Below are 25,480 nucleotides of genomic sequence, written 5' to 3'. Positions count from 1 at the left end.
GCCATAATAACCGCGTGAAAGACTCTCATTCTATAGCGCACATCTAAATATCTACCAATATGAAAGTGATATATAAAATAATTACCCTAATAATCATAGGCTAAAGAGAACTTTTTCGTTTATTGAATATAAAGAGTAGATTAATCATGATAAGCACTTGCAAATACAAATGAGAATGATTACTATTAATGCGCGTTCCAAAACTCGGTTAATCATTAAAGACTTCATCACCTTTAATTGGTTTTCAGAGTTCGCAAGCACGACATTGCTCACACACTCTTTGTGGCCGGGTTAATCACCCGGCTTTTTTTTGGCTGATTTTAGGTTAGCTATTGAATCCATCACCAAAATGCAAGCCTTCATATGGCCCAAGCTGTTGATAATCTTTAGCATTATGATAAAGCCCAATGGTAAATATAGTCCCTTTTCCTACCGTCGAATTGACTTCGATCGTACCACCAAGCCGTTTAATAATGCCATAACTCAGAGAAAGACCTAAACCGGTACCATCTTTACGCGTGGTATAAAATGGATCAAAGATACGACTCAAATCTTCTTTAGTAATACCTATCCCTTCATCTTCCACTTCAATTTTTACGCCTATAGGTTTGCCCTCTTCCAACCAGTCGTATGTTCGTAGCCAAATCCGGCCTTTATTTTCAATAGCATGAGCAGCATTAACCATTAAGTTAATGAGAACTTGTAATAGTTGAGGTCGATTGACTTCAACCGATCCCGTCGCGGTGAATTCCTTGATAAGCGTCACTTCTTGTTGCTCAATAGAATGGCGTGCTAATAACAGCATTTCTTCAACTATTTGCGTCACCGGTTGTAACGTAATAGGTGCATTGAACTCACCAGGACGACTGTATTGCAACAGGCTTCGGATAATCGTAGTGATCCGACCCACTTGTTGGATCACCAACTCGATTTCTTCTTCTACCACAGTCGCATTGTCACCAAGCTCAGCTTTTAATAACTCCATGTTGCCCAAGATAACCGCAGTAGGATTGTTGATTTCGTGGGCAATACCGGCAATCAGTTCTCCTAATGCGGTGAGTTTTTCGTTAGTGACGAGTTGTTGTCTGGTCGCATGCAATAATGCGACATTACGTTCAAGTTCCTCGGTTTTATCTTGCAAACTGCGGGTACGCTGTTCCACTTTAATCTCAAGTTGCTCTGCAGCAGCTTGAATTTGGGCATTACGCCGCTGCAACTGATCAAGCATGCTGTCAAATTGCTCCGCTAAATGAGCCAGCTCATTCTCGCCATTTATGTCTAATTTACCAATTCTGACATTTCGCCCTGACTGAACGGCAGTAACAACTTGATGAATATGTTCAATCGGTTGCAATAAGCTATTCGCGCCTCGGTACACTAAAAAACCTGAGATCAATAACACCAGAACTAAAATGGTACCTAATTCAATAATATTGAGTAAATAATTATGTAAAAATGGCGATTCAGAAAATCCAGCATAAACCATCCCAATCCTTTGGCCGCGAACATCTCGTAAAGGTAGGTAACCCGAGATATACCAATCATTAAATACAAAGGCTCGATTTATCCACGTTTGCCCTTCAATCAATACTTGTTGATATACCTCATCAGAAACGAGTGTTCCTAGCGCTCTATTGGGTTTTTGATTTTCTTTCGGAAACAGCTCCATTGGCACATTGGTGCTAATGCGAATATTATCTAAAAAAAGGGTTACGGTACCAATTGAGCGTTCGGGTAAGGTCCCTTTGGCGTAGACTAAATCACGGATATGATCGACGATAATAGTATTATGATTAAACAGCATACCGCCGTCCAAATACCAAAATACATTTCCAGACTGGTCAGCTATGGGTAATAAGGTTCGGCTTAATAAGCCGCGTGTTTCAATACTTTTTTTAGGTTGCTTGGCATGCGAGGTCGGGATCAGCGTAATTTGAGCCTGCGTTGCTAAACTTGAATTAATTCTTTGGAGACGTTTGGCAGGCAAGACCATCAAACCCGACAACACCTTCTGTTCGGTTTGGTGTAACATCAAACGTAAGTCTGGGTCGGCGGCGGCATCTGCAACACTAATTAAGCGTAAGAAATCTAATCCTAATGTTTGCTGTTGCTGTGCTAATAGCATATTTAATGCACTAATTGCATTGGGATTAGGTTGTTGCTCACTGTGTTTTAGTAACCTAAATGCATGTTGAAAATCCCATGATTCACTTATCGAATCTAATTGTTCTTGTTGCCTTTCCTGCATTTGCATTAAGGTACTATTGGCCACAACCAAGTCAGCGTTCACTTTCATGAACAATTGCTTGCCTGTATATATTACATTCCAATAAATCGTAATAAACACCAAACTAACCAAGGTTAATAAAATAGGCAGTGATGTCAAAAACAAGATCCGATAACGTACTTTAGCTTGCATTTGCTGCCAACTAAGACCGAAAACTCGTGTAAAAATACCAGTAGAATGCACCACGTTTATTCTTCCTCAAGACCTTCGTTTTCGTGACTAAACCAATCTTTAAATTTTCGATCTAAGGTTTTTCGAGACACACCTAAATCCCGCGCCGCGGCAGACTTATTACCATTATGGCTATCAACCACTTTGGTGACATGTTGTTTTTCAACTTCTTTTAACGGCCAATTTAGCGGGTAACCCATAGCATCATTAACCACAACGGACACAGGTTTTTTCCAATATTCAGCAGGTGGTTTTCCTAATAAAATACAACGCTCAATCATATTACGCAGTTCACGAATGTTACCAGGCCAATCATGTTGCTGGAGTACTTGTAGATCTTCATGGCTCCATATGACATCTTTAATCCCTAATTCTTGTGATAATTGTAGGGTAAAAAAGTGAGTAAGCTCAACGACATCTTCTGGCCTTGATCGCAAAGAAGGAATAACCATATTTAATACATTCAAGCGATAAAATAGATCACGTCTGAAACGGCCAGCTTCAACTTCATCGATCAATAAGCGGTTAGTGGCGGCAATGACGCGTACATTAATATCGATTTCTTTTTCACTTCCCACAGGACGGATGGCTCGCTGTTCAAGCACCCTCAGTAAGGCAGTTTGCATATTCATCGGCATTTCGCCTATTTCATCCAAGAATATCGTGCCACCTGAGGCATAGCTAAATAACCCTTCACGATTGCCTTTGGCCCCGGTAAACGCTCCCGCAGTATGACCGAACAGTTCACTGGCCAATAATTCAGGGGCTATTGCACCACAGTTTACCGGGACAAATGCACCACTTCGGCCACTAAGTTGATGCAATTGTCTGGCCACCAGCTCTTTGCCTGTGCCAGATTCGCCTTCAATTAATACTACGGCGTTAGTCGGAGCAATACGTTCAATAACTTCTTTGACATCGCGAATGGCTTCACTGTTGCCAATAATGGTGGATGATTGTCCGTGCGACAATTCGCGCCTTAACATAAAATTTTCGCGCTTAAGCAAGCGTTTTTCTATACAACGATCGACGGCGGTTATCATTTGCTCTAAGTGAAAAGGCTTCATAATAAAGTCAGATGCACCAGCACGTAATGCTTTGATTGCCACATCCATATCGGCGTAACCGGTCATAAAAATAATATCTGATTGGCGCTCGGGATCATTGAGAGCTTCATGCCATTCAATACCAGAGCGATCGGGCAATCGAATATCAACAATCAGTAAATCGAAATGGCCGTGACTGCGTAGCTCTTCTGCTTGGGCTATTGTGGAGGCGGTTTCAACCAGCGCAAACTTCTTTGACAAGGCTTTCATCAAAAAACTACGCATACCAGGCTCATCATCAACGATAAGTACTGACATTGTGGTCTTGCTTACTGGGGACATATGCTCATCGGGACTCATAAATGGACTCTTATTTGGACATTTTGACGCGCTTTGCCAATACTGTAGCACTGAATGCAAATGACTTGGTCACTATGAACCATAGAAAAGTGATCATGGGACAATTTGTCTATCATAAATAATTAAAGCTTGGGAGCAAGTTCACAGTTTCAGTTTTATGCGTGAACTCTATTTGCATTAACACTGCTTGGCATCTAACTTGCTTATTGCATTGGTAATTAAGCAAAATGGCTTAATATTTTGTACATTGATTCACGATGGACATCACGACTATTAATATATCAAGGAGCGGCAATGTTAAAACTCAAAGCAAGCGCTAGTATTCTGTTAGCGGCATCAGTACTCAGCGGAGCAATGTTCAGTCCTACGGCACTCGCAAATGACGTGATCAAATTAGCGACCACGACCAGTACTGAAAACTCAGGATTACTCGGCGCCTTGTTACCTAAATTTGAAGCTGAATCGGGCTACAGTGTGCAGGTGATTGCAACGGGTACGGGTAAAGCGTTGAAGCTGGCAACTCAGGGAGATGTTGATGTAGTGATGACTCATGCCCCTGCGGCCGAAGCAAAATTTGTCGCTGACGGTTACGGTATTGAGCCTCGCGGGATCATGGAAAATGATTTCGTTGTATTAGGACCGCTAGATGATCCTGCTGCAATAAAGTCGAGCAAAAACGTGACTGAAGCATTCAGCAAAATCGCTCATAAGCCAAGTACATTTGTATCCCGTGGTGATAACTCTGGCACTAACATGAAAGAATTAATCATTTGGAAAAATGCGGGCGTTAAACCTGAATTTAACGGCTATACTTCTGTTGGCCAAGGTATGGGTAAAACCTTATTAATGGCCAATGAATTACAAGCTTATACGTTAGCAGATCGCGGTACGTATATTGCTTATAAAGCTAAACTCGATCTTAATATTAGCTTTGAAGGCGGCGCAGAATTGGCTAACCCTTACCAAATCATGTTGATCAATCCAGCAAAATACCCAGATTTAAATCATAAAGGTGCAAGAGCATTAAGCGATTGGTTTATCAGTCCTGCTACGCAAACATTGATTAATAATTATAAAGTCCAAGGAGAGCAATTGTTTAAGGCAACTTATAAAAAATGAGTGACGGCTGGTTAGTCCTATTGCAGCAAGCATTTAGCTTGCTGCTCTCTTTTGACCCTCATGTGTGGGCAATTATTAACATCTCATTTTCGGTGTCTTTTGCCGCATTGTTGATCACCATTATTCCGTCGATGATGCTAGGCTTTATCCTTGCATTTAGCCATTTTAGAGGCCGTTGGATCGTGACAAACCTGGTGCAAACATTGCAGTCGATTCCTACTGTGGTCATCGGTTTGCTCGTGTATTTATTGTTGACTCGTAATGGTGTTTTGGGTGATTTAAAGTGGCTATTTACTCAAAAAGGGATGATTTTAGGCCAAATGCTCATTTGTGCTCCGGTATTAATCGCATTGTCCCAGGCCGCTTTTGCAAGTGTGGATCGTAGAGCTTGGGAAACCTCTCGCACATTAGGTGCTTCATGGTTACGTGCGATTTGGACCTTGTGTCGAGAACTGCGAGGACCGCTATTGTTAGCCATTATTGCTGCGTTTAGCCGCATTTTGACCGAAGTGGGTTGCTCGATGATGGTGGGTGGCAATATTATGAATGTTACTCGTAATATTCCCACCGCAATTGCGCTTGAAACAAGCAAAGGTGATTTTGCCCAAGCTATCGCGCTAGGATTGGTGTTATTAATATTAGCCTTAGTGCTAAACTTCATTTTAGGTTCATTGCGAGGCAAGGCCCTCCCAAGGAGTCACTAAGATGACATTATCTCATCATTCAGACACACCATTGGTCAGTATTCATGCGACAAATCTACTGATAACATTTAATCAGCAGTTATTGTTTAGCGCAGACAATTTGCATTTTAGTCAGGGGGATGTCATCTATCTGCAAGGTGATAATGGTTCCGGTAAATCAACCTTAATGAAGCTCCTCGCGGGGTTAATTAAACCAAGTCAAGGCCAGATAACTAGCCAAGGATTTGCTCCTCAAGCATGGTGGAGATCGGCATCAATGCTGGGTAAAGCGGTCTATTTGCATCAACATCCTTATCTCTTTGAAGGCTCAGTAAGATACAACTTAACCTACGCCTTAGATCAGCGGGCTTTAGCACCGGAACAACGAAAAAAGCGCATCCAACAAGCCATTCATATGGCTCAATTAACCGATTTACTCGATCATGATGCGAGTGATCTATCGGGTGGAGAGCGTCAACGTCTTGCTATTGCAAGAGCTTGGATAGCACAACCTAAACTATTAATGCTTGATGAACCTATTTCAAATATGGACAAGCACTCACAGCGTTTGGTCCTCGCAATGATTAATCAATTAAAACAAGACGGTACGGGACTGATAATCAGCAGTCATCAAACCTGTGGCCTGACCGCGTTGTGCCAACAACATTGGCATATAAAACAACGCACTATTCATACCAGTATTCATGTACCCCAATCAGACGATTTACATGATACCCACACTACGGAATTACATTATGGCACCTCAAATTGATGCGGTGATTTTAGCCGGCGGCATGGCTAGACGTATGGGAGGCAATGACAAAGGCTTAGTGGATCTCAATGGCCAAGCCATGATTTGTCATACTATTGATAAGCTAACGACTCAAGTTAACCAAATTCTGATTAACGCAAATAGAAACCAAGCTCAATATGAGCAATGGGGCTACACCGTCTTTAGCGACCAAGACAGTGGTTATTTAGGGCCTCTAGCCGGAATGGTCACCGCCTTAAAAAAGACTCAAGCCGATTATCTTCTTGTTGTCCCTTGTGACTGTCCTATGTTGCCGACTGACTTAGCCGCAAGGTTGTTGACGGCTTTAGAGCAACAGCAGGCTGACCTTGCTGTGGCCAGTGATGGAGAGTATGAACAACCCGTAGTATTACTATTAAAACCTCATCTAGTGACATCAATGCAGGCTTTCTTGGATGCGGGAGAGCGCAAAATTGATTTATGGTACAACCAACATAAAGTGGCAGTAGAAAGTTTTGCCGACCAACCCAATGCATTCGTTAACATCAATACACCAGAACAAAAACACCAGTTAGCAAAGCAAATTGCCAAGTAATTCAGTAGAGGTACTTCATGACAGCACTATTTACCAATCCATTGCCGATCCCCGTTTTAGGCTTCTGTGCATACAGTGGCACCGGCAAAACCACCTTACTGAAACAACTTATTCCGTTATTGAATCAACGCGGTATACGTTTAGCGGTTATCAAGCATGCACACCATAATTTTGATGTCGATATTCCCGGTAAAGACAGTTTCGAGATGCGTAAAGCTGGGGCAAGGCAAGTATTAGTGGCTTCTCATGTGCGCTGGGCGTTAATGACTGAAGATCTTGTCGATGACGATCCACAATTGCAACATTTACTCAGCCAAATTGATGCGGATAAAGTCGATATTGTCTTGGTAGAAGGGTTTAAAAAACTGGCGTTGCCTAAAATAGAATTGCACCGCGCGGCACACCATAAACCTTTGATTCATATTCATGATGACAATATCGTTGCTATCGCGTGCTGTGATGATACGACAGTGGATGATTCTTTAACTCGCTTAGACTTAAACAATGTTGCGCAAATTGCTGACTTTGTACAACATTACCAACAGGCATGGCAACCTACCGCGGTAAAATTACCAATCGATTTCACTGAAACACTGCAAACTGCAGCATCTGATGCGCAAAGTGGCCTTACGGTATCCCAAGGTATTGCTGAAGTATTAGCACAAATCACGCCGCTTGAACGCATCGAGTCGCTTAACCTGATTGATATCGACAATAGAGTATTGGCGCATGACATTATCTCTAGCGTGAATGTGCCGCAACAAACAAATTCAGCAATGGATGGTTATGCGTTCGCATTGAACGATCTAGCAACATCAGCAACGCTTAAGGTTGTCGGTGAAGTGCTCGCGGGTCATCATTACCCTGATATATTGCGCCCCGGTGAAGCGGTGCGCATTATGACTGGCGCGACCGTTCCTCAAGGAGCGGATACGATTCAGGCACGTGAATTGGTCTCGGAACACGATAGTATTATCACCATCCTTGAATCTGAACAGGTGGTAAAAGGTCAACATGTTCGTTTAGCCGGAGAAGATATCGCTAAAGGTGACGTTGCGTTAGCGGCAGGCTCACGTTTAAGTGCGGCAGAACTAGGTTTACTGGCCTCGCTTGGCTTTAACCAATTACCACTGTTTCAACGTCCGGTTGTCGCGGTATTCTCAACCGGTGATGAAGTCAGCCAACCAGGACAAGCACTCAAACCAAACTGTATCTATGACTCAAATCGCTACACGATAATATCGATGGCTAAAAAGCTCGGTTGTCAGGTTATCGATTTAGGTATTATTGAAGATAATGAACAAATACTCACCGCCACGTTGCGCAGTGCAGCGGAACAAGCCGATGTGGTGATTAGCTCTGGAGGCGTGTCAGTGGGCAATGCCGATTACATTAAAACGGCACTCGCCAATGTTGGCAACACCCAATTTTGGCGAATTAATATGCGTCCAGGCCGCCCACTCGCAGTAGGGAACATTGATCGAAGCTTGTTTTTCGGCTTACCGGGTAATCCCGTTGCCGTTATGGTGGCCTTTTTACAGTTTGTGCAACCTGCTATCCGTAAATTGGCAGGTGAGTCTCACTGGCAGCCACAATTTATTCCAGCGATAGCGCAGCATCCATTACGAAGTAAAACTGGCCGCACTGAGTTTTTACGCGGTATTTATACTATTGGGTCAGATGGCAAAATCCATGTCAGTACCACTGGCGCACAAGGCTCAGGAATGCTCAGTTCAATGGTCAGTGCCAATTGCCTTATTGTCATTGACGATGACACCGCCACCATACCTGCGGGTGAATCGGTGTTTATTCAGCCATTTGCTGATTTACTGTAAATGATAACGCTCACCGCGATAGTCGTTGTATTCATCACTACGGCTACCGCGAGGCTGGTAAGGGCAAGCTAAACCAAAAAATATCATCATTTTAAGCTAAAACCTTAACCTCTTTCGTACTATGTCCGAGAGGTTAATGCCTACGCGTAAATCGCCGCTTCAATTCACACCAAGTGACTGATGAGCCGATTGTTTTTTACTTAGCGAGTGATACACTCAAATTATAACTAACCTCAACTCAGGTTAAGAGATGGGATAAGTAAGCCAAAATCATAATATTTGGTCTATTTCATATCAAACTGGTGACTTTTTTTGTTAATAAGGCCCATTGATCCGTCAACAGCTAGCCTGTTGCAAGTCAATGCAACAATGTTAGCGGGACAAATAACTGTTTATATCCCGACCTGAGGTTAACCATCAAACATGCACCATGTCGCTTTGAGACAAACAAAATGAATCGAGTAAGGGTAATGTATGGCGCTATCTCGTAAAAGTTGGAACTACATCATCATGGGGGCCAGCATATTTATGATTGCGGTGTTGTCTTTTATCAATGACAAAACCGCCAATGTTCCCAATGATACAGTGCCTTTATTTGATCCCCAGCTCCACCTAAAACAATTACAACTTGATGGTATTTGGTTAAGCCAACAAGACGGCCTGTGGCAGTGTCATTCGCAGGTGCTCAATTGTCAGCAATGGGCACAGTCGTGGCAAAATATTAGTGTCTCTCCATTAACGGATCCGCCGGAACATAGCCTTAAAGAGCAAAAATTATCTATTGCTATCGATAATATGCAAACGGCACAGCTATGGCGCTACTTTCCAAATGAAGGCTTGTTGCAATCATCCAAACAGAATTGGTATCAAGTGCCACCGAGTTTGCGCGTCGAGTTACAACCTATTCTCGCGATTCCTTCTCAATCAAAATAATGAGTCATTATGCCCGAATTACCAGAAGTTGAAGTGACCCGACAAGGGATCAGTCCATACCTTATCGAACAAACGGTGAGTGAATTGATTGTGCGTAATGCCTCGCTACGTTGGCCTGTACCTGCCGTTGCGCAAAACATTGTTGGCCAACGCATTAATAATGTTCGCCGCCGCGCCAAATACTTATTAATTGATACCGATGCAGGCATGACCATAGTGCATTTAGGCATGTCAGGCAGTTTACGTATTTTGCCACGCAATACCCCAGTCGAAAAACATGACCATATTGATTTAGTACTCGAAAACGGCCGCATGTTGCGCTTTAATGACCCCCGCCGCTTTGGTGCATGGTTATGGTACGAATTGCCCGAAGAAGCTCACCCACTGCTATCAAAACTCGGCCCAGAACCACTGAGTCAGCACTTTACGCCAACACAATTGCAAGCGGCATTAAGCGCTAAGAAAAAAGCGATCAAACTGTGCTTAATGGATAACCACATCGTGGTGGGTGTGGGTAATATTTATGCTAACGAAGCGCTCTTTGCGGCAGGAATACACCCACAGGCAGCCGCTGGCAGTATTGATTTAGAACGGTTAACGATCCTAGTAAATGAAGTAAAGCAAATTTTGGCTCACGCTATTGAGCAAGGTGGGACAACCTTAAAAGATTTTACCAATGCCGATGGCAAGCCAGGTTATTTTGCCCAAAAGCTACATGTTTATGGTCGCGGTAGAGAAACCTGTACCGCCTGTGGCAATTTATTAACTGAGATAAAATTGGGCCAACGTACTACGGTATTTTGCGGTCTGTGCCAGCAACGATAGTCCCATAAGTAATACCATTTTGATTAGCAAATAAAAAAGGGAGCCATTGGCTCCCTTATATCATCAACCTCAACTCGGCTAATCAACAATAACGCTTAAAATTTATATTCGTAAGTCGAAAAAGCTGTGCCTTGAGTATCATCGTCTTGGACGTCAAATTCAGAATTAGCCACACTACCACCTAAGGTCAACATGCCATTAAACATCGGCAAACGATATGATAGCTCCAGCATCATGATATCTTCTTTTAAGGGTTGCGGCGCCCACACACCACCGCGATTAGCACCATCTTTATTCAGTTGAGCATAACGGAGTATCGAGGTAAAACCATGGCTATTATCGAACTGACCAATTAACCCTAATGCATAAACATTGGCATCACTGTCATAGGTACTGCCAAAAGCGCGGCCATAATATCGCGAGCCACTTTGATAAGTGGAGTGTTCATAAAAACAGTTAAACTGGTCTTTATCTTCACCGCAATACACCATGGTATCGGTGTACTCGACAAATAATTTATATTGTTGTTTGGCAATATTAAAGCGCGTGTCCGCACCGACCATTTTGCCGCAGTCAACAATTTGCCATGGATCGCCTTTTGAATCTTCACAGGTGCGTTCTAGATACAAGCCCACAGGCACATTAAACCATGTATCAGCATATCTAACATCGAAGCCCGCCATCTGATTGCCATAGTTTGAACAGCCTACTTCATCAACATTATCTGCTCGACAGTCTCGCTGACCAGTAATTGATTTAATGGCGGTATTAAAGCTACATTCTTGACCTTCACCACAAAACTGTGTGGTCCAAGATAAACCAATTTCTAACTGCTTAAATGGCTTAATGGCACCACGAAGATTCCATAATAGGGTATGCGGAGCATAACGATCTTCTTCGGTCACACTCACGCCACCGGTTAAGCTCCAATCGCCTATCCATGACAGCCAAGGTGTTTCAAATGCTTGTGAATTATTACGACTGACCATTAAAGACGGCATTGGCCGGGCATTGTTTGATTTATGAAGTGAGGAGTCAAATCCAGGTCCCCACCACTGGCCAACACTGCCGGCAGTCACAATCCAATTACCTAGCACCACCGCAATATAAGAATCATCTAAACGGATTTCTTCGTCGTCTGCAGGGTTATAATTAGCAGATGCTGAAATTTTATACGAAAATCGCTCACCAGTGTATTCATGTGAGCCTTGTAACTGGCCCTTTTCACGATAATCAGAGCCAAAATGCTGAAAACGCGCCGCATCTGTTGCCGCGGCCACTTTTATACTGGTGTTACCACGATTGCCAACGGCATTTTGGTAGTAAAAATTAACCCGAGCAAATGCATCCACCAAATCAGGCGTTAATAACGCCGGTTCAGCTTGAGCTAGATCAGCCCCTATACCAGACCACATCAATGGAAACGTATTAATTGGCGCACTAATCACTCCAGCATCCGCTAAAGCTTGAATATCTGCACGTAAATAGATGTCAGAGGTATCGACCCATGGTGCCGCTTGAGCACTGCTATAGGTCATCATAGCGCTTAACCCTATTGCAGCGACCACATTAGTTAACCGACTAAATCCTTGTATCATAATATTACATCGCCCTTATTATCAGCTTGATTTTGCGCTACTTTTTGCTTTAATGCAGCGGCGATCTGTGGATGAACAAATTGACTCACATCGCCGCCGTGTAATGCCACTTCTTTCACTAGCGTAGAAGAAATAAATGAATTTTCTTCCGCGGGTGTCAAAAATACACTTTCAAGATCAGGGCTTAAACGACGATTCATGTTTGCTAACTGAAACTCATATTCAAAATCGGATACTGCACGCAGTCCACGAATTAACACACTCGCTCGCTGTTCTTTGGCAAAATCAACCAACAACCCCGTAAAACCGACAACCTCAACATTGTCTAAATGTGCTGTCACCAAATTAACTTGGGCGACACGCTCTTGAAGAGAGAAGCGAGGTTGCTTAGAAGGATTTGATGCTATACCAATAATCACGTGCTTGAATAAGCGTGCTGCACGTTCGATTAAATCGGCATGACCATTGGTTACAGGGTCAAAGGTTCCTGGGTAAACCGCTCTTCTGTGCATAATATCGCCTTTACCTTACCGTTATAATCGCTAGTTTATCTACTTTCATCGCCAGGATAAATCACCATCACGTTCACGTATTGGCAAATGTCACATGACTAAATTACTGTCTTTTTGTTCTGGGAAGTGGTGGCAATTGTTTTTTATGCTTCGATAATTTCAGCTCGTATTTCACTTTTTGCCAAATACGCAGCAAATGGTGACGCTCAGCGTTATTGCGTTTCCCGTGGCGACTGATATCACTTTCGAAATCGGTACCGATCACAGGGAAAGGTCTGACAACAAAGCAACGCAAGTGTTTTTCGTACCAATACTGAATATCGATATCAACTGGGCGAGCAATAGGGTATGTCGTTGCCAATAATTTTTGTGCTCCGGCCAATGACACACACTGACCGCGAGTAGAAGCCGGCAACTTTAAGCACGTAGACAGACTAAAACGATCATCAAGCGCTATCGATTTTACAATGCCTTTCTGTTTACGCCCATGACACAGTTTGATGTAATCCCAGTCAGTAGAAAGATTATCAATATGCTGCATAACCGTCATTAATCCGGGATCTAAGACAGAATCATCCTCAAGAATTAATGCGTAATCTAACTGCTGTTCAACAATCATTTGCCAGCATTGGACATGGCTAAGATAACAGCCAATCTCACCCAAATTAAGCATTTTGTCGTACTTTTGGAGGTTTGTTTGCGGATCGTATACTTTAGCAATATCGACATCGCGTAACTCTTTACCGTATACGGCAGAAATACGCTGGTACTGGATACCTAACTGTTTGAGCTGTTCATCCATGAACGTAAACCGTTCAGTACTGCTATCTAAATTAATTAAAAAAACTTTAAATTTCATAATATTACTAACCCAAAAACAATTTTAATCTTGTTGAACTACTGATATTTAAGCCTAAAATATTCAGTAATAACAACAAACTGCTGAATAAAATGGTAGATGCTACAGTTAGGTTACTTTGCCTAGTGACATTTTATTTAATCCATTGAATAAATTGAAGAAAAACCTTTATCAAGTCAGTAGTTATTTTACGTCCTTTCACTCACGTGCATTTCACCATTATGACAGTGAGAGATTTGAGAGTATATCACTAATAATCGGGCTTTAGCTTGTTGTTAAAAAATTCCTAGCAACAACTTTATTAGCCAAAAATAGCACGCCAAAACGATAATAGTTAACCCTAGGGACAATTACTAATGCAAAACTATCAACAAACCGTCTTGAGTTGATATACTCTGTCAAAACCCTTACTCCAGTCATGATAATGGTTGAGTAAATCGTTAGTATTGACAATATAATGAGCCCCATCATCCGATGGAATTGAGTTAATTTTTACTTTTTAGATATTCTCATGAAAAAAATCTTAGTCATTAAGCACGATAAAATTGGTGATTTTGTACTGACATGGCCAGCACTTTACCTACTCAGGAAAGCGATGCCAGATGCAACAATTGATGTATTTGTCGCGCCGGTTGTTAAGTCTTTTGCACAAGCCTGTCCGTATGTAGATAACACCCTCATCGACTCACAAGATGATGCAAGTATTGCAGAGCACATTGCGCAGCAACATTACGATGCAGTAATAGTCCTTTTATCAGAATTTCGAATTTATAAAATCCTTAACAAAAGCAACATTCCTTATAAATTAGTTCCCAAACATAATTGGTATCAGTATTTATATCAGCATCGGGCAAGCAATGAATACTTAAACAGTGAAGGTTGCTGGCGAGGAGCGTGCATGCTAGTGGAGCACTTCTTAACTCACCACGGTTATGCCATCCCTGCACTGCCCAATAGATTTTGGGATATGAGTGCTCGTAAGCAATATTGGCAAGAATATTACCAAAAATTAGCCAATGAAAAGCTGATTTTTATTCATCCCGGTACTGGCGGGTCTTCTGGTTGCGTCCCGATAGAAAAGCTCGTTAAGTTGATCATAAATATTGATAGAATGACCCCGTCAGCATGCCACTTCGTTTTAACATTCAATGGCAGTGAACGGGAGCTTGCAGAAGAAATTCAAGCTCTACTGGCCAATACTTCAATCAACATATCGTTAGCTAAACCGCTTGATCGGTTGATTGATTTTTCCGAGTCATTGGTCGCAGCAGATATGTTTATTGCTGGCTCAACAGGGCCGCTACATATCGCGGGGTTACATAATGTGCCCACGGTTGGATTTTACGCAGGAAGACGCTCAACACCCCATATTAGATGGGGAACATTATCTGAACCCAGCAAGCGATTTGCTTATACGCCCCCAGTAGGAAAAAGAACCGGTCGTAATATGGCATTAATCAACTTTGATCAGGTATCGAATGACATAGCCGACTTTTTGAACAAACAATCTTAGATTGTCGCAGTGTGTTAAATTAAGCTCATCGCGAGCAACAATAATGGAAATACGAATATGATAGTTGTGACAGGCGCAGCCGGGTTTATTGGTAGTAATTTAGTAAAACAACTTAATGCCATGGGGCGTAATGACATTATTGCGGTAGACGACTTAACTGACGGTACGCAAATGTTTAATTTGGCCGATTGTGAAATCGCCGACTATCTCGATAAAGACGACTTCATCCAGCAAATCAAAGCCGGCGACTTTGATCATAAAATAGAGGTCATTTTCCATCAAGGTGCTTGCTCATCGACCACCGAGTGGGATGGCAAGTTTATGATGGCAAATAACTACGAGTATTCAAAAACGTTGTTGCATTATAGCCAAGCCAATGACTGTCAATTTATCTATGCATCTTCAGCCTCAGTCTATGGCGGCAGCGAGAAATTTATTGAACAGCGTGAATTTGAAAAGCCACTCAATGTTTATGCTTACTCTAAGTTCTTGTTTGATCAGTACGTGAGACAACAAGAACTGACCAGCCAAGTCGCTGGTTTACGTTATTTCAACGTCTATGGTCCCCGTGAACAACATAAAGGCGGTATGGCCAGTGTTGCCTTCCACTTTAACAACCAAATTAACGCCAACGGCATATGTCGCTTGTTTGAGGGTGTTGATGGATATGATAATGGTCAGCAACTGCGCGATTTTGTGTTTGTGGAAGATGTGGTAAAAGTTAATTTGTGGTTATGGCAGAATCCATCTGTGTCAGGGATTTATAATTGCGGTACCGGCCAAGCACAAAGCTTTAATGATGTAGCCAATGCCGTCATTGCGTATCATGGAAAAGGACACATTGAGTACATTCCTTTCCCTGACAAGCTTAAAGGTGCTTACCAAAGTTATACCCAAGCTGACTTAAACCAGTTAAGAGCGGCAGGTTACCAAGGCGAGTTTAAAACGGTTGAACAAGCTGTACCTGAATATTTAAACTGGCTTAAAACCCAGCACTTCATTGGCCAGTAAGTAATGGGTTAACCCTCGTACTGGTCGACAATAAAAAATGCTATGGTATTTTCATATCCATAGCATTTTTTTGTACATAAAAATGATTAACTTATTATCTAACTTCTTTAACCACTTCTATCAGCATGGTTGTTGAAATGGCTGGTGTCCTTGGTAAATAGATCACTTTACACAGATGAGATAGATGGTCAAAACGTCCCGCCCAATCATCACCCATAACTAAGAAATCAGCTTTATGCCGTTGAATATAATCAGCTTTCAACTCTAACGACTCTTCTAAGAAAACATTATCAACACACGCCAACGCAGCAACAATCCTCATTCGGTCTCTTTCATCACAAATTGGATTTCGGTGTTTTTTACTAAAATTGAGCGCATCAGATGACACTCCAACAGTCAATGTGCCACCTAATTCTTTCGCTCTTTCTAAAATATTTAAATGACCAATATGAAACATGTCAAAAGTACCGAATGTAATAACGTTCATCTAGATCCTTAGCTTAATAAATAGTCAGCAATTCGCTGGCTACAAAGGCCATCAACAACCCCCACTAGTTCTGCAGTATATTGCGTCCTTTGGGGGGCAAATAACTCTGGGTCTGCTATCTGCTGGTCAACAACTTGCTTTAATTGTTTATATGTTTTGGCATGGGCAGCAATGTCTGCGTAGCGGTATAAATCTTGATCAACACGATTTTTAAATCTAAATTTAAAAATCCCCCGATAAGACCACCGTAAGTGATAAAAATCACACCAAACAACAGGTTTATTTAATGCTGCAAACTCAAATAAAGCCGAAGAAGCATCACTTATTAATACGTCTGCTGAGACCATAAAAGGCAATAAATTGGCTTCTTCAGCTGGCGCTAAATAGACATTATCAAAACTTGCCCAATGAGTAAGCAGTGCTTTTTGTTTTTTATAATTTAATTTGCTCAACGAAAAATAATGCGGTTTGAGCAAAATATTATATTCAGAAAATTCAGCGGGCCAATTTTTAGCCATTGCCTCAATACTGCTTGGGTAAAATGTCGGCGCGTATAATAAGGTTTTTTTACGGGTATCTAACCCTAAAGAGGCTAAGTCTAAACCCGGTTCATCGCCTTGAATAATGGGATCTAACTTGGCATACCCCGTATCAATGAACACTTTTTCAGGAAACATATTCTGTAACCGCTTCAAACGGTATTGCCCTTCTACAAAGCGAACTTCAATATCGCCTTTTGAAACAGTATAATATACCGACTTTGGCCCGACACCATGCTGCATCAAGGCAGTCTGACTGATCCCTTTTAAGCGTGACGCTGAAGCAAATGCATTACCGAACACAATCCATTTGGGCTTGTTCAATAAATAAAATTCGAGCGCTTCAACTTCATCATTGACCCACACTACGTTTAGTTGGTGCTTGCTCACAAGCGATTCCAATACCGACTGCTGATCAACACTCTTGTAAATTACATAGGTAACTGAAACCGAACGCTTCTTCAGCTCAGCAGCAACAGGGAAATATTGTGGTAAATAATAGGGATGTAACACATCAAAACAAATCATCGCAAGTTAATTCCTATCAATCATTCCGCATCAGAGTTTACAAAGAGCACTAGTATAAATGATAACACACCTCAATCTACCTCTAATCCTCTTAACCAACTAATCAGATATTAAATGAAATCAATACTTCTGGTTCATTTTCTCAAGGTATTGATTCAAAAAGCGCTCTTTTCAAGGTATTATTTCAATTATAACTATCAACTAAGCTGTCTATTCATATGCCAATAGTTTCCACAAAGCAATTACAAACGTGTAAACGCTTACTGTTTATTTCGCCAGTTGCGCTAGGTGACTTTCTTTACTTAAAAACCTTTCTTATTGCTTTAAAAAAGCAATATGGTCATATAGAAATCGACATCTGGTTAGATGATATTCGTTGTAATAGTGATAGTTGGCGCTTATCTCGAAGTAAAATCTTACAACAATGGATGGATACTGAAGGCGTATTTAAGCTAACTTACGGCTGCACTGATTCAAAATCAGCCATGCAAAGCCATATTGAGCAGGCAAAGCTGCGTCAATATGACATCATATTCTGTCATTCAGTCAGTAAAAGTCGACAATATTCACACATCGCTCGCAGCATAAGCGACAGTGCTTTTATTGTGTCTAGTATCCCTAAAAGTGCTTCATTTGGATGGTTAAACAAACTGTTTTTTGGTCACTCAAACCATATTTTTATATTGAACGAAAACAGCCTTCCTAAGTCTCATCATATTACTGATAGATACAATATGATATTTAATCAGGTTTTGGGACTGAGCTTACCACCTGAGCAATTAATGCCTACCTTAAAGGTTCCTGAGGCCATTGAGCCCATTACTCAGTCGTGGTTAAACGGCAAATTTAGTGACCTAAAAAAGCAAGGGAAACTTATCTTTTTAAATCACTTATCGACTAATGATAAAAAAGACTGGAAATTATCGCAGTTATTTTCCCTGATTGAAAAAATATCAGCAATGGATCCGACTCAGCGTTTTATCATCAATGTTACTCAAGAAAACTTTGAATCGGTTAGTGTTGAAACCGAAAAATTTACCACTCTAACAAATACACAAGTGGCTGTTTTCACCGTAAACGAACATTTTTTTGAACTACCATCACTCATTGCACACGCTGATTTTGTGGTAACAGTCGATACGGCAATATTGCACTTTGCTTTTGCTGCTCAACGGCCTTTATTAGCGATGATGCGTGAGAAAAAGCCTTATTGGGCGCCACCGGAAAGTGAGGTGTCGCACGTAATGTATGCAACAGAAGGTAGAGGTTACATCGAAGACATCAGCGTTGATCGAGTATTCCAACAATATAAAGAAATGAACTCTCTCAGTTAAATACTTAACACCAAAATACATAAATCTAAGCAAGGTGAACGGATGAAGAAGGCTATTTTTACACTCGCTATTGGCGATAATCCAATGTATCGCGCTGCCATTTCAAGCTTTAAAGCTTATGGCCAAAGAATTGGGGCTGATGTCATCGTTTCAGATCAACTGCATTATAACATTCATGTAAGTAACCCTAAATTTGACTCTAGTCCGGCATGGTCTGAAAAACTATATATTGCTGAAATACTCAAACAATATGACCGAGTACTGTATCTAGATGCAGATATTATCGTGACGCCATGGGCTCGAGACGTATTTGAACTCTATCCAGATCTTGATACCGTTTATATGTTTAACGAAGGTTGTTATCGGGATCGTGGCGAGCAAGCGGTACAAATCAATACTATCTTAGGCGAAGTCGACTGGCCAAAAGAAGACGATAAGATCGTTTATTACAACTCTGGGATGTTTCTCGTCTCAAAAGAAACAGGCTTATTTGATAAAGCCAATATTGAAGAAATGCAGGCCATTTGCAACAAGGTTAAATTTTACGACCAAACCTATATTAACTATCTCATCAGAAGAGATAATATAAAAAGCATCGGTGTGGAAGCTAACTTTAATCGTATGCAGCTATTAGGTTACGATAATTATCAAAAATCTGATTTTATTCATTATTCTGGCAGAGGTTATCGTCAAGATATCCCGATGAGAGAATTAAAATACATCATAGATTACTGCGATATGTTTAACGATACGTTAACTAAAGCACAAATTATTGAGTATAAAAAACAAGCTTGGCATTGGTATATGCTTAAACAGCATCGAAAAACAAAGCTCCCCATACCACTGCTGAGTGCAATATTTGGTTTATTCCGTGGCAAATATAAATATTAAACCCGAATTCAGATAATGACAGCTCGCTTAAAGGCGAGCTTTTTACTGCTTAATGAATTTATCAAACTGAGTCTTAACCTCATCAACCACTATCAGTGCCATTAAATGCTCACCTTTAGCACGCGTGCCCCATTTCACTGGTGCATCAAATTGAATGGCTATCACTTGCGGGTAAACACTGACGGTGTATTGACGATAAAAATAGGGTCCTGTTCGTCCAGGATTAGAATGAGCATACAAACCAATAACAGGTGTGCCTTGAGTGACCGCCATATGCAATGGCCCGGTATCAGGTGCGAGCACTAGCTTGGCTTGTTTTAACACAGCAAGCAGCTGAGTTAGCGATGTCTTGCCTACTTGGTTATCCAATGGATGCTGGCTATGAGATTGGATAACATCGGCTAAGGTTTTTTCTAGTGCGCTTGGTCCGCCGCACAACATCACTCGATAACCTTGCTCAGCCGCATAATCGGCTACTGCAGCATAACGCTCTGGTAGCCAATTTCGATCGGCTTTACTGGCAGCAGCACAAATCACCAACACCTTATCATCGCCCACCAGCTGTTTAGCAAAATCAGTGTCTGCTTGGGGTACTGGAATGTTCCAACTAGGGGTTAAGTCTTTAACACCAATGGCGTTAGCAAAGCCCATAAACCCTTCTAATACATGGGGTGTGGCCAATGGCTCAACAGCGTGGTTGGTTACCAGCCACTGACCTTCTTTGGCTCTTGCCTTATCAAATCCGACACGCACTCGCGCCTTAATCATTAATGAAGCTATGGTTGCGCGCAGGGCAACTTGCATGTGCAGCAACACATCAAAGCGCTGACCGTGTAAATCACTGCGTAACTGCACATAGCTTCGCCAGCCCTTGGACTTATCAAAAATAACAAACTTAATGCCAGGTAAGTGCTTGAGTAATTGATATTCAACCTTACCAATAATCCAAGTAATGCTAAGGTCTGGATACTGTTTTTGAATCGCCTGCACCATTGCTACAGCGTGGCATACATCACCAATGGCAGATAAACGCAGTAAACATAATGAACGTATCGCACTAAAGTCAGCTTTCATTGATTATCCAATATGCTTAAGTGAAAAATAAGGCTGTTAAGGCAAGTGAGTGATCTTAAGGTATAATGTTATTTCGATCCACAATCTCACCAATGCTATTGATAATTAGATGCACATAAAAACCACTCAACTTGGCCATATTGCCTGGTGTGAAACCACTGCCCAGCACTTAGCACCACAAGACTTTGCCGTCGATGGTTGGCAGAAAAAAAATGCCGTTGTCGGTCAGTCTAAGGGCCGCTACACCACCTGGTTTGTCAAAACCGCTGATCTCGACTCACCGCAAACATGGGTGTTACGTCATTATTGGCGTGGTGGGATGATGGAAAAATTCAGCCGTGATGCCTATCTCTATACTGGCTTACAACGAACCCGCGCGGTGGCTGAATTGGCCATACTCGAAACCTTATATCAACAAGGGTTTGCGGTTCCACGCCCAATAGCAGCGAATGTTGAACGATTTGGATTATGGTATCGAGCCGATATTATTATTGAACATGTTGCTGGGGCAAACGATTTAGTGGCGCAGTTAAGTCATCACCCCATGACAGAGTCACTGTGGTATTTACTTGGTGAAACCATTGCCCAATTTCATCAGCGCGGGGTATATCACGCCGATCTCAATGCTAAAAACATCTTATTGGCTCACGGAAAATTTTATTTAATAGATTTTGATCGCGGTGAGTTACGTACACCGCAAGCTACGTGGCAACAAGCTAATCTGGACCGTTTGTTACGTTCTTTTAAAAAAGAGCTCGCCAAACTGACAACGCTGCATTTTAATCAGCAACATTGGCAGCAATTACTTACCGGTTACCAGAGCATCAACCCGATTTAAACCTAATCAGTGTGTAATCTTGTCATTGAAAATAGACCCTTACCAGGGTCCATTTCCAAATTAATCAACGCTTAAATGCTAAACGATGAGCTTATTGATTAGCGTAAATTGCTTCAATAACGCACCACGATTTTGTTCCACCACAGCGAGAGCCGCCGAGGATGCTGCGTGATACATCTGGCTATCGGTAAATTTATGTTGTAACCCTTGCGCTAATTCATCTGCAGAGGTAATGCAGGTTAATGCTCCGGCGTCAGCAAGCAATTGGGTGATTTGAGCAAAGTCCCAATGATTAGGGCCAACATAAACAGGTAATCCCATGGCCGCTGGTTCAAGCGGATTATGGCCACCGCTATTAATTAATGTGCCGCCAATAAACGCTTGATCTGCCGCACCATATAACATCACCAACTCACCCATGGTATCGCCCAGCAATACTTGAGTCTGGCTATTCACCTCATCATTCATACTGCGTCTGGCTAACGTCAATCCAGACTGGGTTACGGTAATAGCGGCTAAATTAAATTGTTCTGGGTGTCGTGGCGCCATAATCAATAATGCCTCAGGGAAAACAATTAATAGCTGCTTATGGGCAGTCAAAACCGCCTCAAACTCACCAGGATGAACACTCCCAGCAACCCAAATCGGTGAATTCAGCCGATCCCACTGGGCACGAAGCGTATTTGCTTGGTGTTTTTTTGTCGGGTCAATAGTGAGATCAAACTTTAAACTGCCACACACATGTATGCGTTGAATGTCCACGCCCAAATGTATAAACCGATCGGCTTCACGTTGAGTTTGTACGGTAATCAAGTTGAGTTTGTTTAACATAGGCACAGCTAAACGACGCTTATTCGCGTATTTATCGGCTGACTTTTGCGACAGTCGAGCATTGGCCAAAATCAATGTCACTTGTTGCCGGTGCGCAAAATGGACCAAGTTAGGCCACAGCTCGGTCTCCATAATAATGCACACTTTGGGTTGTAATTGGCGTAAAAAACCTTTGATGGCATAGGAAAAATCAAACGGTAAGTAACAATGCTGCACCTTATCACCAAAGGCTTTTTTCACTTCAGCCGATCCGGTAGGACTGGTTGTTGTAACGGTAAACGAATACTGAGAATGCGCAGCCATAAGCTGCTTAATTAACGGAATAGCCGCCAAAGTCTCTCCCATAGAGACACAGTGGATCAGCACATCGGTTTGAGTGACATTGGCAAAACCAAAGCGTTCAGACCAACGACTCCGATAGTCGACACTTTTTATCGCCCGAAATGCTAGATAGACAATCACCAGCGGAAAAAACAAATAGAGAAAGAAAGAATAAACAATACGGTTCATGTAAGATGAGTCATCGATTTTTGCTTGTCAGATAATCACAATGCTAACATACTCAGATCAAGACAGCTTAACGAATTATTTGAGCGACAATAAGCCAATAATGAATGTGGAAACCCCATGAAAACTCGCGATAAAATCATTTTTGCCAGCTTAGAACTGTTCAATGAACACGGTGAGCGCAGTATTACCACCAACCATATTGCCACACACTTAGGCATTAGCCCGGGCAATTTGTACTACCACTTCCGTAATAAGGAAGACATCATTAATTCAATTTTTAGCTTATATGAAAGTCATTTAGAGTCAGGCTTTAAGCTTTATGACGATGAGCCTATTACAATCGAATTATTAATGGGTTACTTTGATGCCATGTTCTATACCTTATGGGAATTTAGGTTTATGCATGCCAACTTGGCCGATATTTTAAGCCGTGATGATGCCCTCAAAAAACGCTATTTACACGCGCAACAACAAGTCCTAACTCGTTCAAGTGATGTGGTCCGCAAACTCAAAAAAGATGGTTTCCTTGATATCGAGGATAGTAAAGTTACCGCGCTTGCCGACACGTTGAAAATGATGGTCAGCTTCTGGATTAGCTACCAATTAACCCAATCCAGCACATCAACCATCACTAAAGCCACCTTATACGATGGCTTATTAAGAGTATTGATGATTTTTAAAGCTTACTCGACCCAAACTTCTGTCGCCACATTCTGCCGCTTAGAACAGCATTATTTAGACATCGCCAGCCAAGAGCGCCACAACGCAGCGCAATAGAATGCCGATATATTGGTTAATCAAGTATCAGTAACCGATCTTCTACTTTGCGAATAACCGACTACAATTGAGATCAGAATAGTTGTTATTGAGGTGTTCGCTACCCCCTATTTCCACCCAAGTCACTCACCATGTTAATGATTAGTTTTTTTAATGTGAATAAGTCGCTAGCCCTAAACTAATTCATCTTGGTCTGACGACTAAAAAAACACTGTAGAGCAGCAAAAATAAAGGTTAGAATGCCAATAACTCCAAAACACCCTGTCATTTATCGCAGTGTTTTACTGCGTGATTTGGATAAGCATAATAACCATATTTAGGAGAACACAGGTGGCATCTACCTCTTTTTACGACCGAATTAATCAGCAAATTGTCGATGTAAAAGCCGATGGCTTATACAAAAGTGAACGCATCATTGCTTCCGCGCAACAAACCGCCATTGAGGTTAACAGTGAAGAAGTGATTAACTTCTGCGCCAATAACTATTTAGGTTTAGCCAACCATCCTGAACTTATCAAAGCAGCAAAAGCTGGTTTAGACAGTCACGGATTTGGTATGGCGTCGGTACGATTCATCTGTGGCACTCAAGACATTCATAAGCAATTAGAAGCCAGCCTAAGTGAATTTTTAGGCATGGAAGACACCATTTTGTATTCGTCTTGCTTCGATGCTAACGCGGGTTTATTTGAAACTCTTTTAGATGCTGAGGATGCGATTATATCCGATGCACTTAACCATGCCTCAATCATTGATGGCGTGCGTTTATGTAAAGCTAAGCGTTTTCGTTATGCCAACAACGACATGAGCGACTTAGAAACCCAGCTTATTGCAGCCCAAGCAGCTGGAGCGCGGAATATTTTAATTGCCACTGACGGTGTATTCTCAATGGATGGCGTGATTGCTAACCTTCAAGGCGTATGTGACTTAGCCGATAAATACGGTGCATTGGTGATGGTCGATGACTCTCATGCCGTAGGCTTTATCGGTCAAGATGGCCGTGGAACCCATGAATATTGCAACGTAATGGATCGTGTCGACATTATTACCGGTACATTAGGCAAAGCATTAGGCGGCGCGTCGGGTGGATTTACGGCGGCGAAAAAAGAAGTGGTTGAATGGTTACGTCAACGCTCGCGCCCTTACTTGTTTTCAAACTCCTTAGCCCCTTCGATTGTTAGCGCCTCAATTCGCGTGCTTGAAATGCTAAAAACAGGTCAAGATCTACGTGAAGCCGTTTGGGAAAACAGTCGTTATTTCCGTGAACAAATGTCTGCAGCAGGTTTTACCTTAGGTGGTGCAGATCATGCCATTATTCCGGTAATGATTGGCGATGCTAAATTGGCTAGTGACTTTTCCAACCGTTTATTGCAAGAACATATTTACGTGGTCGGTTTCTCATTCCCTGTGGTACCCAAGGGCCAAGCGCGTATTCGTACTCAAATGTCAGCGGCGCACACTCGCGTTCAACTTGATCATGCTATTGCTGCCTTTACCCGTATTGGTAAAGAAATGGGCATTATCTAATCTAACCTAGATTCATCGAAGCATAGATTGATAACAGCATCTCGTAACA

23 protein-coding genes are annotated in these 25,480 nt (G+C 41.9%); 14 read left to right on the top strand and 9 right to left on the bottom strand.

Going from position 1 to position 25,480, the window contains the following annotated elements; all coding sequences use genetic code 11:
• Window positions 1–325: 325 nt before the first annotated feature.
• Together AAEY93_RS06155 and AAEY93_RS06150 are read right to left on the bottom strand one after the other, a co-directional pair.
• Window positions 326–2,419 (bottom strand): sensor histidine kinase, encoded by a 2,094-nt coding sequence (locus AAEY93_RS06155; protein ID WP_124013010.1) that lies wholly within the window; start codon window positions 2,417–2,419, stop codon window positions 326–328.
• 56 nt (window positions 2,420–2,475) lie between these two features.
• The gene (locus tag AAEY93_RS06150; protein ID WP_124012838.1) at window positions 2,476–3,864 is read right to left on the bottom strand and encodes a sigma-54-dependent transcriptional regulator; all 1,389 of its coding nucleotides are present in this window, start codon (window positions 3,862–3,864) and stop codon (window positions 2,476–2,478) included.
• Between the two features lie 354 nt (window positions 3,865–4,218).
• On the opposite strand from AAEY93_RS06150, the gene AAEY93_RS06145 reads away from it, so the two are divergent.
• From AAEY93_RS06145 to mutM, 7 genes are all read left to right on the top strand, one after another.
• A complete protein-coding gene (locus AAEY93_RS06145) occupies window positions 4,219–4,983 on the top strand; it encodes an ABC transporter substrate-binding protein (protein ID WP_233768645.1) in 765 nt (254 codons plus the stop codon).
• Entirely contained in the window at window positions 4,980–5,687 is a 708-nt protein-coding gene (locus AAEY93_RS06140; protein WP_101033332.1) for an ABC transporter permease, read from the top strand. The genes AAEY93_RS06145 and AAEY93_RS06140 overlap by 4 nt, the downstream gene beginning before the upstream one ends.
• A 1-nt stretch (window position 5,688) precedes the next feature.
• Window positions 5,689–6,438: an energy-coupling factor ABC transporter ATP-binding protein gene (locus AAEY93_RS06135; RefSeq protein ID WP_101033333.1), complete on the top strand. Its 750-nt coding sequence runs from the start codon at window positions 5,689–5,691 to the stop codon at window positions 6,436–6,438.
• Window positions 6,422–7,012 carry a molybdenum cofactor guanylyltransferase MobA gene (gene mobA, locus AAEY93_RS06130; protein WP_101033334.1) on the top strand — a complete coding sequence of 197 codons (591 nt, stop codon included), beginning with the start codon at window positions 6,422–6,424 and terminating at the stop codon, window positions 7,010–7,012. Before AAEY93_RS06135 ends, mobA begins: the two co-directional genes overlap by 17 nt.
• A gap of 17 nt (window positions 7,013–7,029) precedes the next feature.
• A complete protein-coding gene (locus AAEY93_RS06125; RefSeq protein WP_124012840.1) occupies window positions 7,030–8,847 on the top strand; it encodes a bifunctional molybdopterin-guanine dinucleotide biosynthesis adaptor protein MobB/molybdopterin molybdotransferase MoeA in 1,818 nt (605 codons plus the stop codon).
• Between the two features lie 474 nt (window positions 8,848–9,321).
• On the top strand, window positions 9,322–9,780 hold the full coding sequence (locus AAEY93_RS06120; RefSeq protein ID WP_124012841.1) for a hypothetical protein: 459 nt from the start codon (window positions 9,322–9,324) through the stop codon (window positions 9,778–9,780).
• Window positions 9,781–9,789: 9 nt separating this feature from the next.
• Window positions 9,790–10,605: a bifunctional DNA-formamidopyrimidine glycosylase/DNA-(apurinic or apyrimidinic site) lyase gene (gene mutM, locus AAEY93_RS06115; RefSeq protein ID WP_101033338.1), complete on the top strand. Its 816-nt coding sequence runs from the start codon at window positions 9,790–9,792 to the stop codon at window positions 10,603–10,605.
• Between the two features lie 95 nt (window positions 10,606–10,700).
• Here mutM and AAEY93_RS06110 read toward each other — a convergent pair whose 3' ends face one another.
• From AAEY93_RS06110 to AAEY93_RS06100, 3 genes are all read right to left on the bottom strand, one after another.
• Window positions 10,701–12,203: a capsule assembly Wzi family protein gene (locus AAEY93_RS06110; RefSeq protein ID WP_101033339.1), complete on the bottom strand. Its 1,503-nt coding sequence runs from the start codon at window positions 12,201–12,203 to the stop codon at window positions 10,701–10,703.
• A complete protein-coding gene (gene coaD / locus AAEY93_RS06105) occupies window positions 12,200–12,715 on the bottom strand; it encodes a pantetheine-phosphate adenylyltransferase (RefSeq protein ID WP_101033340.1) in 516 nt (171 codons plus the stop codon). Before coaD ends, AAEY93_RS06110 begins: the two co-directional genes overlap by 4 nt.
• 103 nt (window positions 12,716–12,818) lie before the next feature.
• Window positions 12,819–13,574, bottom strand: a complete 756-nt coding sequence (locus AAEY93_RS06100) for a glycosyltransferase family 25 protein (RefSeq protein WP_101033341.1) — start codon at window positions 13,572–13,574, stop codon at window positions 12,819–12,821.
• A gap of 511 nt (window positions 13,575–14,085) precedes the next feature.
• Here AAEY93_RS06100 and AAEY93_RS06095 point away from each other — a divergent pair.
• Both AAEY93_RS06095 and rfaD read left to right on the top strand, forming a co-directional pair.
• Complete coding sequence (locus AAEY93_RS06095; RefSeq protein ID WP_124012842.1) at window positions 14,086–15,087, top strand: glycosyltransferase family 9 protein; 1,002 nt, start codon at window positions 14,086–14,088, stop codon at window positions 15,085–15,087.
• Between the two features lie 57 nt (window positions 15,088–15,144).
• Entirely contained in the window at window positions 15,145–16,098 is a 954-nt protein-coding gene (rfaD, locus tag AAEY93_RS06090; RefSeq protein ID WP_124012843.1) for an ADP-glyceromanno-heptose 6-epimerase, read from the top strand.
• 94 nt (window positions 16,099–16,192) lie between these two features.
• Here rfaD and AAEY93_RS06085 read toward each other — a convergent pair whose 3' ends face one another.
• Entirely contained in the window at window positions 16,193–16,585 is a 393-nt protein-coding gene (locus tag AAEY93_RS06085) for an FAD synthase family protein (protein ID WP_124012844.1), read from the bottom strand.
• Window positions 16,586–16,593: 8 nt separating this feature from the next.
• Window positions 16,594–17,652, bottom strand: a complete 1,059-nt coding sequence (locus AAEY93_RS06080) for a CDP-glycerol glycerophosphotransferase family protein (RefSeq protein ID WP_124012845.1) — start codon at window positions 17,650–17,652, stop codon at window positions 16,594–16,596.
• Between the two features lie 218 nt (window positions 17,653–17,870).
• Here AAEY93_RS06080 and AAEY93_RS06075 point away from each other — a divergent pair, with 218 nt between their 5' ends.
• Both AAEY93_RS06075 and AAEY93_RS06070 read left to right on the top strand, forming a co-directional pair.
• Entirely contained in the window at window positions 17,871–18,986 is a 1,116-nt protein-coding gene (locus tag AAEY93_RS06075; protein WP_124012846.1) for a glycosyltransferase family 9 protein, read from the top strand.
• A gap of 42 nt (window positions 18,987–19,028) precedes the next feature.
• Window positions 19,029–19,877: a glycosyltransferase gene (locus tag AAEY93_RS06070; protein WP_101033347.1), complete on the top strand. Its 849-nt coding sequence runs from the start codon at window positions 19,029–19,031 to the stop codon at window positions 19,875–19,877.
• Between the two features lie 42 nt (window positions 19,878–19,919).
• On the opposite strand, the gene AAEY93_RS06065 is transcribed toward AAEY93_RS06070, so the two are convergent.
• A complete protein-coding gene (locus AAEY93_RS06065; RefSeq protein ID WP_164839419.1) occupies window positions 19,920–20,951 on the bottom strand; it encodes a glycosyltransferase family 9 protein in 1,032 nt (343 codons plus the stop codon).
• 109 nt (window positions 20,952–21,060) lie between these two features.
• On the opposite strand from AAEY93_RS06065, the gene AAEY93_RS06060 reads away from it, so the two are divergent.
• Complete coding sequence (locus AAEY93_RS06060) at window positions 21,061–21,789, top strand: 3-deoxy-D-manno-octulosonic acid kinase (RefSeq protein ID WP_124012847.1); 729 nt, start codon at window positions 21,061–21,063, stop codon at window positions 21,787–21,789.
• Window positions 21,790–21,867: 78 nt separating this feature from the next.
• Here AAEY93_RS06060 and waaA read toward each other — a convergent pair whose 3' ends face one another.
• On the bottom strand, window positions 21,868–23,130 hold the full coding sequence (gene waaA / locus AAEY93_RS06055) for a lipid IV(A) 3-deoxy-D-manno-octulosonic acid transferase (RefSeq protein ID WP_124012848.1): 1,263 nt from the start codon (window positions 23,128–23,130) through the stop codon (window positions 21,868–21,870).
• Between the two features lie 117 nt (window positions 23,131–23,247).
• On the opposite strand from waaA, the gene AAEY93_RS06050 reads away from it, so the two are divergent.
• Together AAEY93_RS06050 and AAEY93_RS06045 are read left to right on the top strand one after the other, a co-directional pair.
• Entirely contained in the window at window positions 23,248–23,907 is a 660-nt protein-coding gene (locus AAEY93_RS06050) for a TetR/AcrR family transcriptional regulator (protein WP_101033350.1), read from the top strand.
• A gap of 330 nt (window positions 23,908–24,237) precedes the next feature.
• Entirely contained in the window at window positions 24,238–25,431 is a 1,194-nt protein-coding gene (locus tag AAEY93_RS06045) for a glycine C-acetyltransferase (RefSeq protein ID WP_124012849.1), read from the top strand.
• Window positions 25,432–25,480 lie beyond the last annotated feature (49 nt).

The organism is Shewanella sp. CAL98-MNA-CIBAN-0140 (genome assembly GCF_040309905.1).
Taxonomy (GTDB): Bacteria; Pseudomonadota; Gammaproteobacteria; order Enterobacterales; family Shewanellaceae; genus Shewanella; species Shewanella psychromarinicola.
The sequence above is the reverse complement of the archived record's forward strand: the minus strand, read 5'-3'. Positions and strand labels throughout refer to the sequence as shown.

Bases quoted from the DNA above. Each gene is read 5' to 3' on its own strand.
- AAEY93_RS06135 (WP_101033333.1), top strand. From the start codon at position 5,689: ATGACATTATCTCATCATTCAGACACACCATTGGTCAGTATTCATGCG.
- AAEY93_RS06155 (WP_124013010.1), bottom strand. From the start codon at position 2,419: ATGCAAGCTAAAGTACGTTATCGGATCTTGTTTTTGACATCACTGCCT.
- AAEY93_RS06050 (WP_101033350.1), top strand. From the start codon at position 23,248: ATGAAAACTCGCGATAAAATCATTTTTGCCAGCTTAGAACTGTTCAAT.
- mutM (WP_101033338.1), top strand. From the start codon at position 9,790: ATGCCCGAATTACCAGAAGTTGAAGTGACCCGACAAGGGATCAGTCCA.
- rfaD (WP_124012843.1), top strand. From the start codon at position 15,145: ATGATAGTTGTGACAGGCGCAGCCGGGTTTATTGGTAGTAATTTAGTA.
- AAEY93_RS06145 (WP_233768645.1), top strand. From the start codon at position 4,219: ATGTTCAGTCCTACGGCACTCGCAAATGACGTGATCAAATTAGCGACC.
- waaA (WP_124012848.1), bottom strand. From the start codon at position 23,130: ATGAACCGTATTGTTTATTCTTTCTTTCTCTATTTGTTTTTTCCGCTG.
- AAEY93_RS06140 (WP_101033332.1), top strand. From the start codon at position 4,980: ATGAGTGACGGCTGGTTAGTCCTATTGCAGCAAGCATTTAGCTTGCTG.
- AAEY93_RS06110 (WP_101033339.1), bottom strand. From the start codon at position 12,203: ATGATACAAGGATTTAGTCGGTTAACTAATGTGGTCGCTGCAATAGGG.
- AAEY93_RS06150 (WP_124012838.1), bottom strand. From the start codon at position 3,864: ATGAGTCCCGATGAGCATATGTCCCCAGTAAGCAAGACCACAATGTCA.
- AAEY93_RS06100 (WP_101033341.1), bottom strand. From the start codon at position 13,574: ATGAAATTTAAAGTTTTTTTAATTAATTTAGATAGCAGTACTGAACGG.
- AAEY93_RS06080 (WP_124012845.1), bottom strand. From the start codon at position 17,652: ATGATTTGTTTTGATGTGTTACATCCCTATTATTTACCACAATATTTC.
- AAEY93_RS06085 (WP_124012844.1), bottom strand. From the start codon at position 16,585: ATGAACGTTATTACATTCGGTACTTTTGACATGTTTCATATTGGTCAT.
- AAEY93_RS06095 (WP_124012842.1), top strand. From the start codon at position 14,086: ATGAAAAAAATCTTAGTCATTAAGCACGATAAAATTGGTGATTTTGTA.
- AAEY93_RS06075 (WP_124012846.1), top strand. From the start codon at position 17,871: ATGCCAATAGTTTCCACAAAGCAATTACAAACGTGTAAACGCTTACTG.
- AAEY93_RS06125 (WP_124012840.1), top strand. From the start codon at position 7,030: ATGACAGCACTATTTACCAATCCATTGCCGATCCCCGTTTTAGGCTTC.
- AAEY93_RS06120 (WP_124012841.1), top strand. From the start codon at position 9,322: ATGGCGCTATCTCGTAAAAGTTGGAACTACATCATCATGGGGGCCAGC.
- AAEY93_RS06060 (WP_124012847.1), top strand. From the start codon at position 21,061: ATGCACATAAAAACCACTCAACTTGGCCATATTGCCTGGTGTGAAACC.
- mobA (WP_101033334.1), top strand. From the start codon at position 6,422: ATGGCACCTCAAATTGATGCGGTGATTTTAGCCGGCGGCATGGCTAGA.
- coaD (WP_101033340.1), bottom strand. From the start codon at position 12,715: ATGCACAGAAGAGCGGTTTACCCAGGAACCTTTGACCCTGTAACCAAT.
- AAEY93_RS06065 (WP_164839419.1), bottom strand. From the start codon at position 20,951: ATGAAAGCTGACTTTAGTGCGATACGTTCATTATGTTTACTGCGTTTA.
- AAEY93_RS06070 (WP_101033347.1), top strand. From the start codon at position 19,029: ATGAAGAAGGCTATTTTTACACTCGCTATTGGCGATAATCCAATGTAT.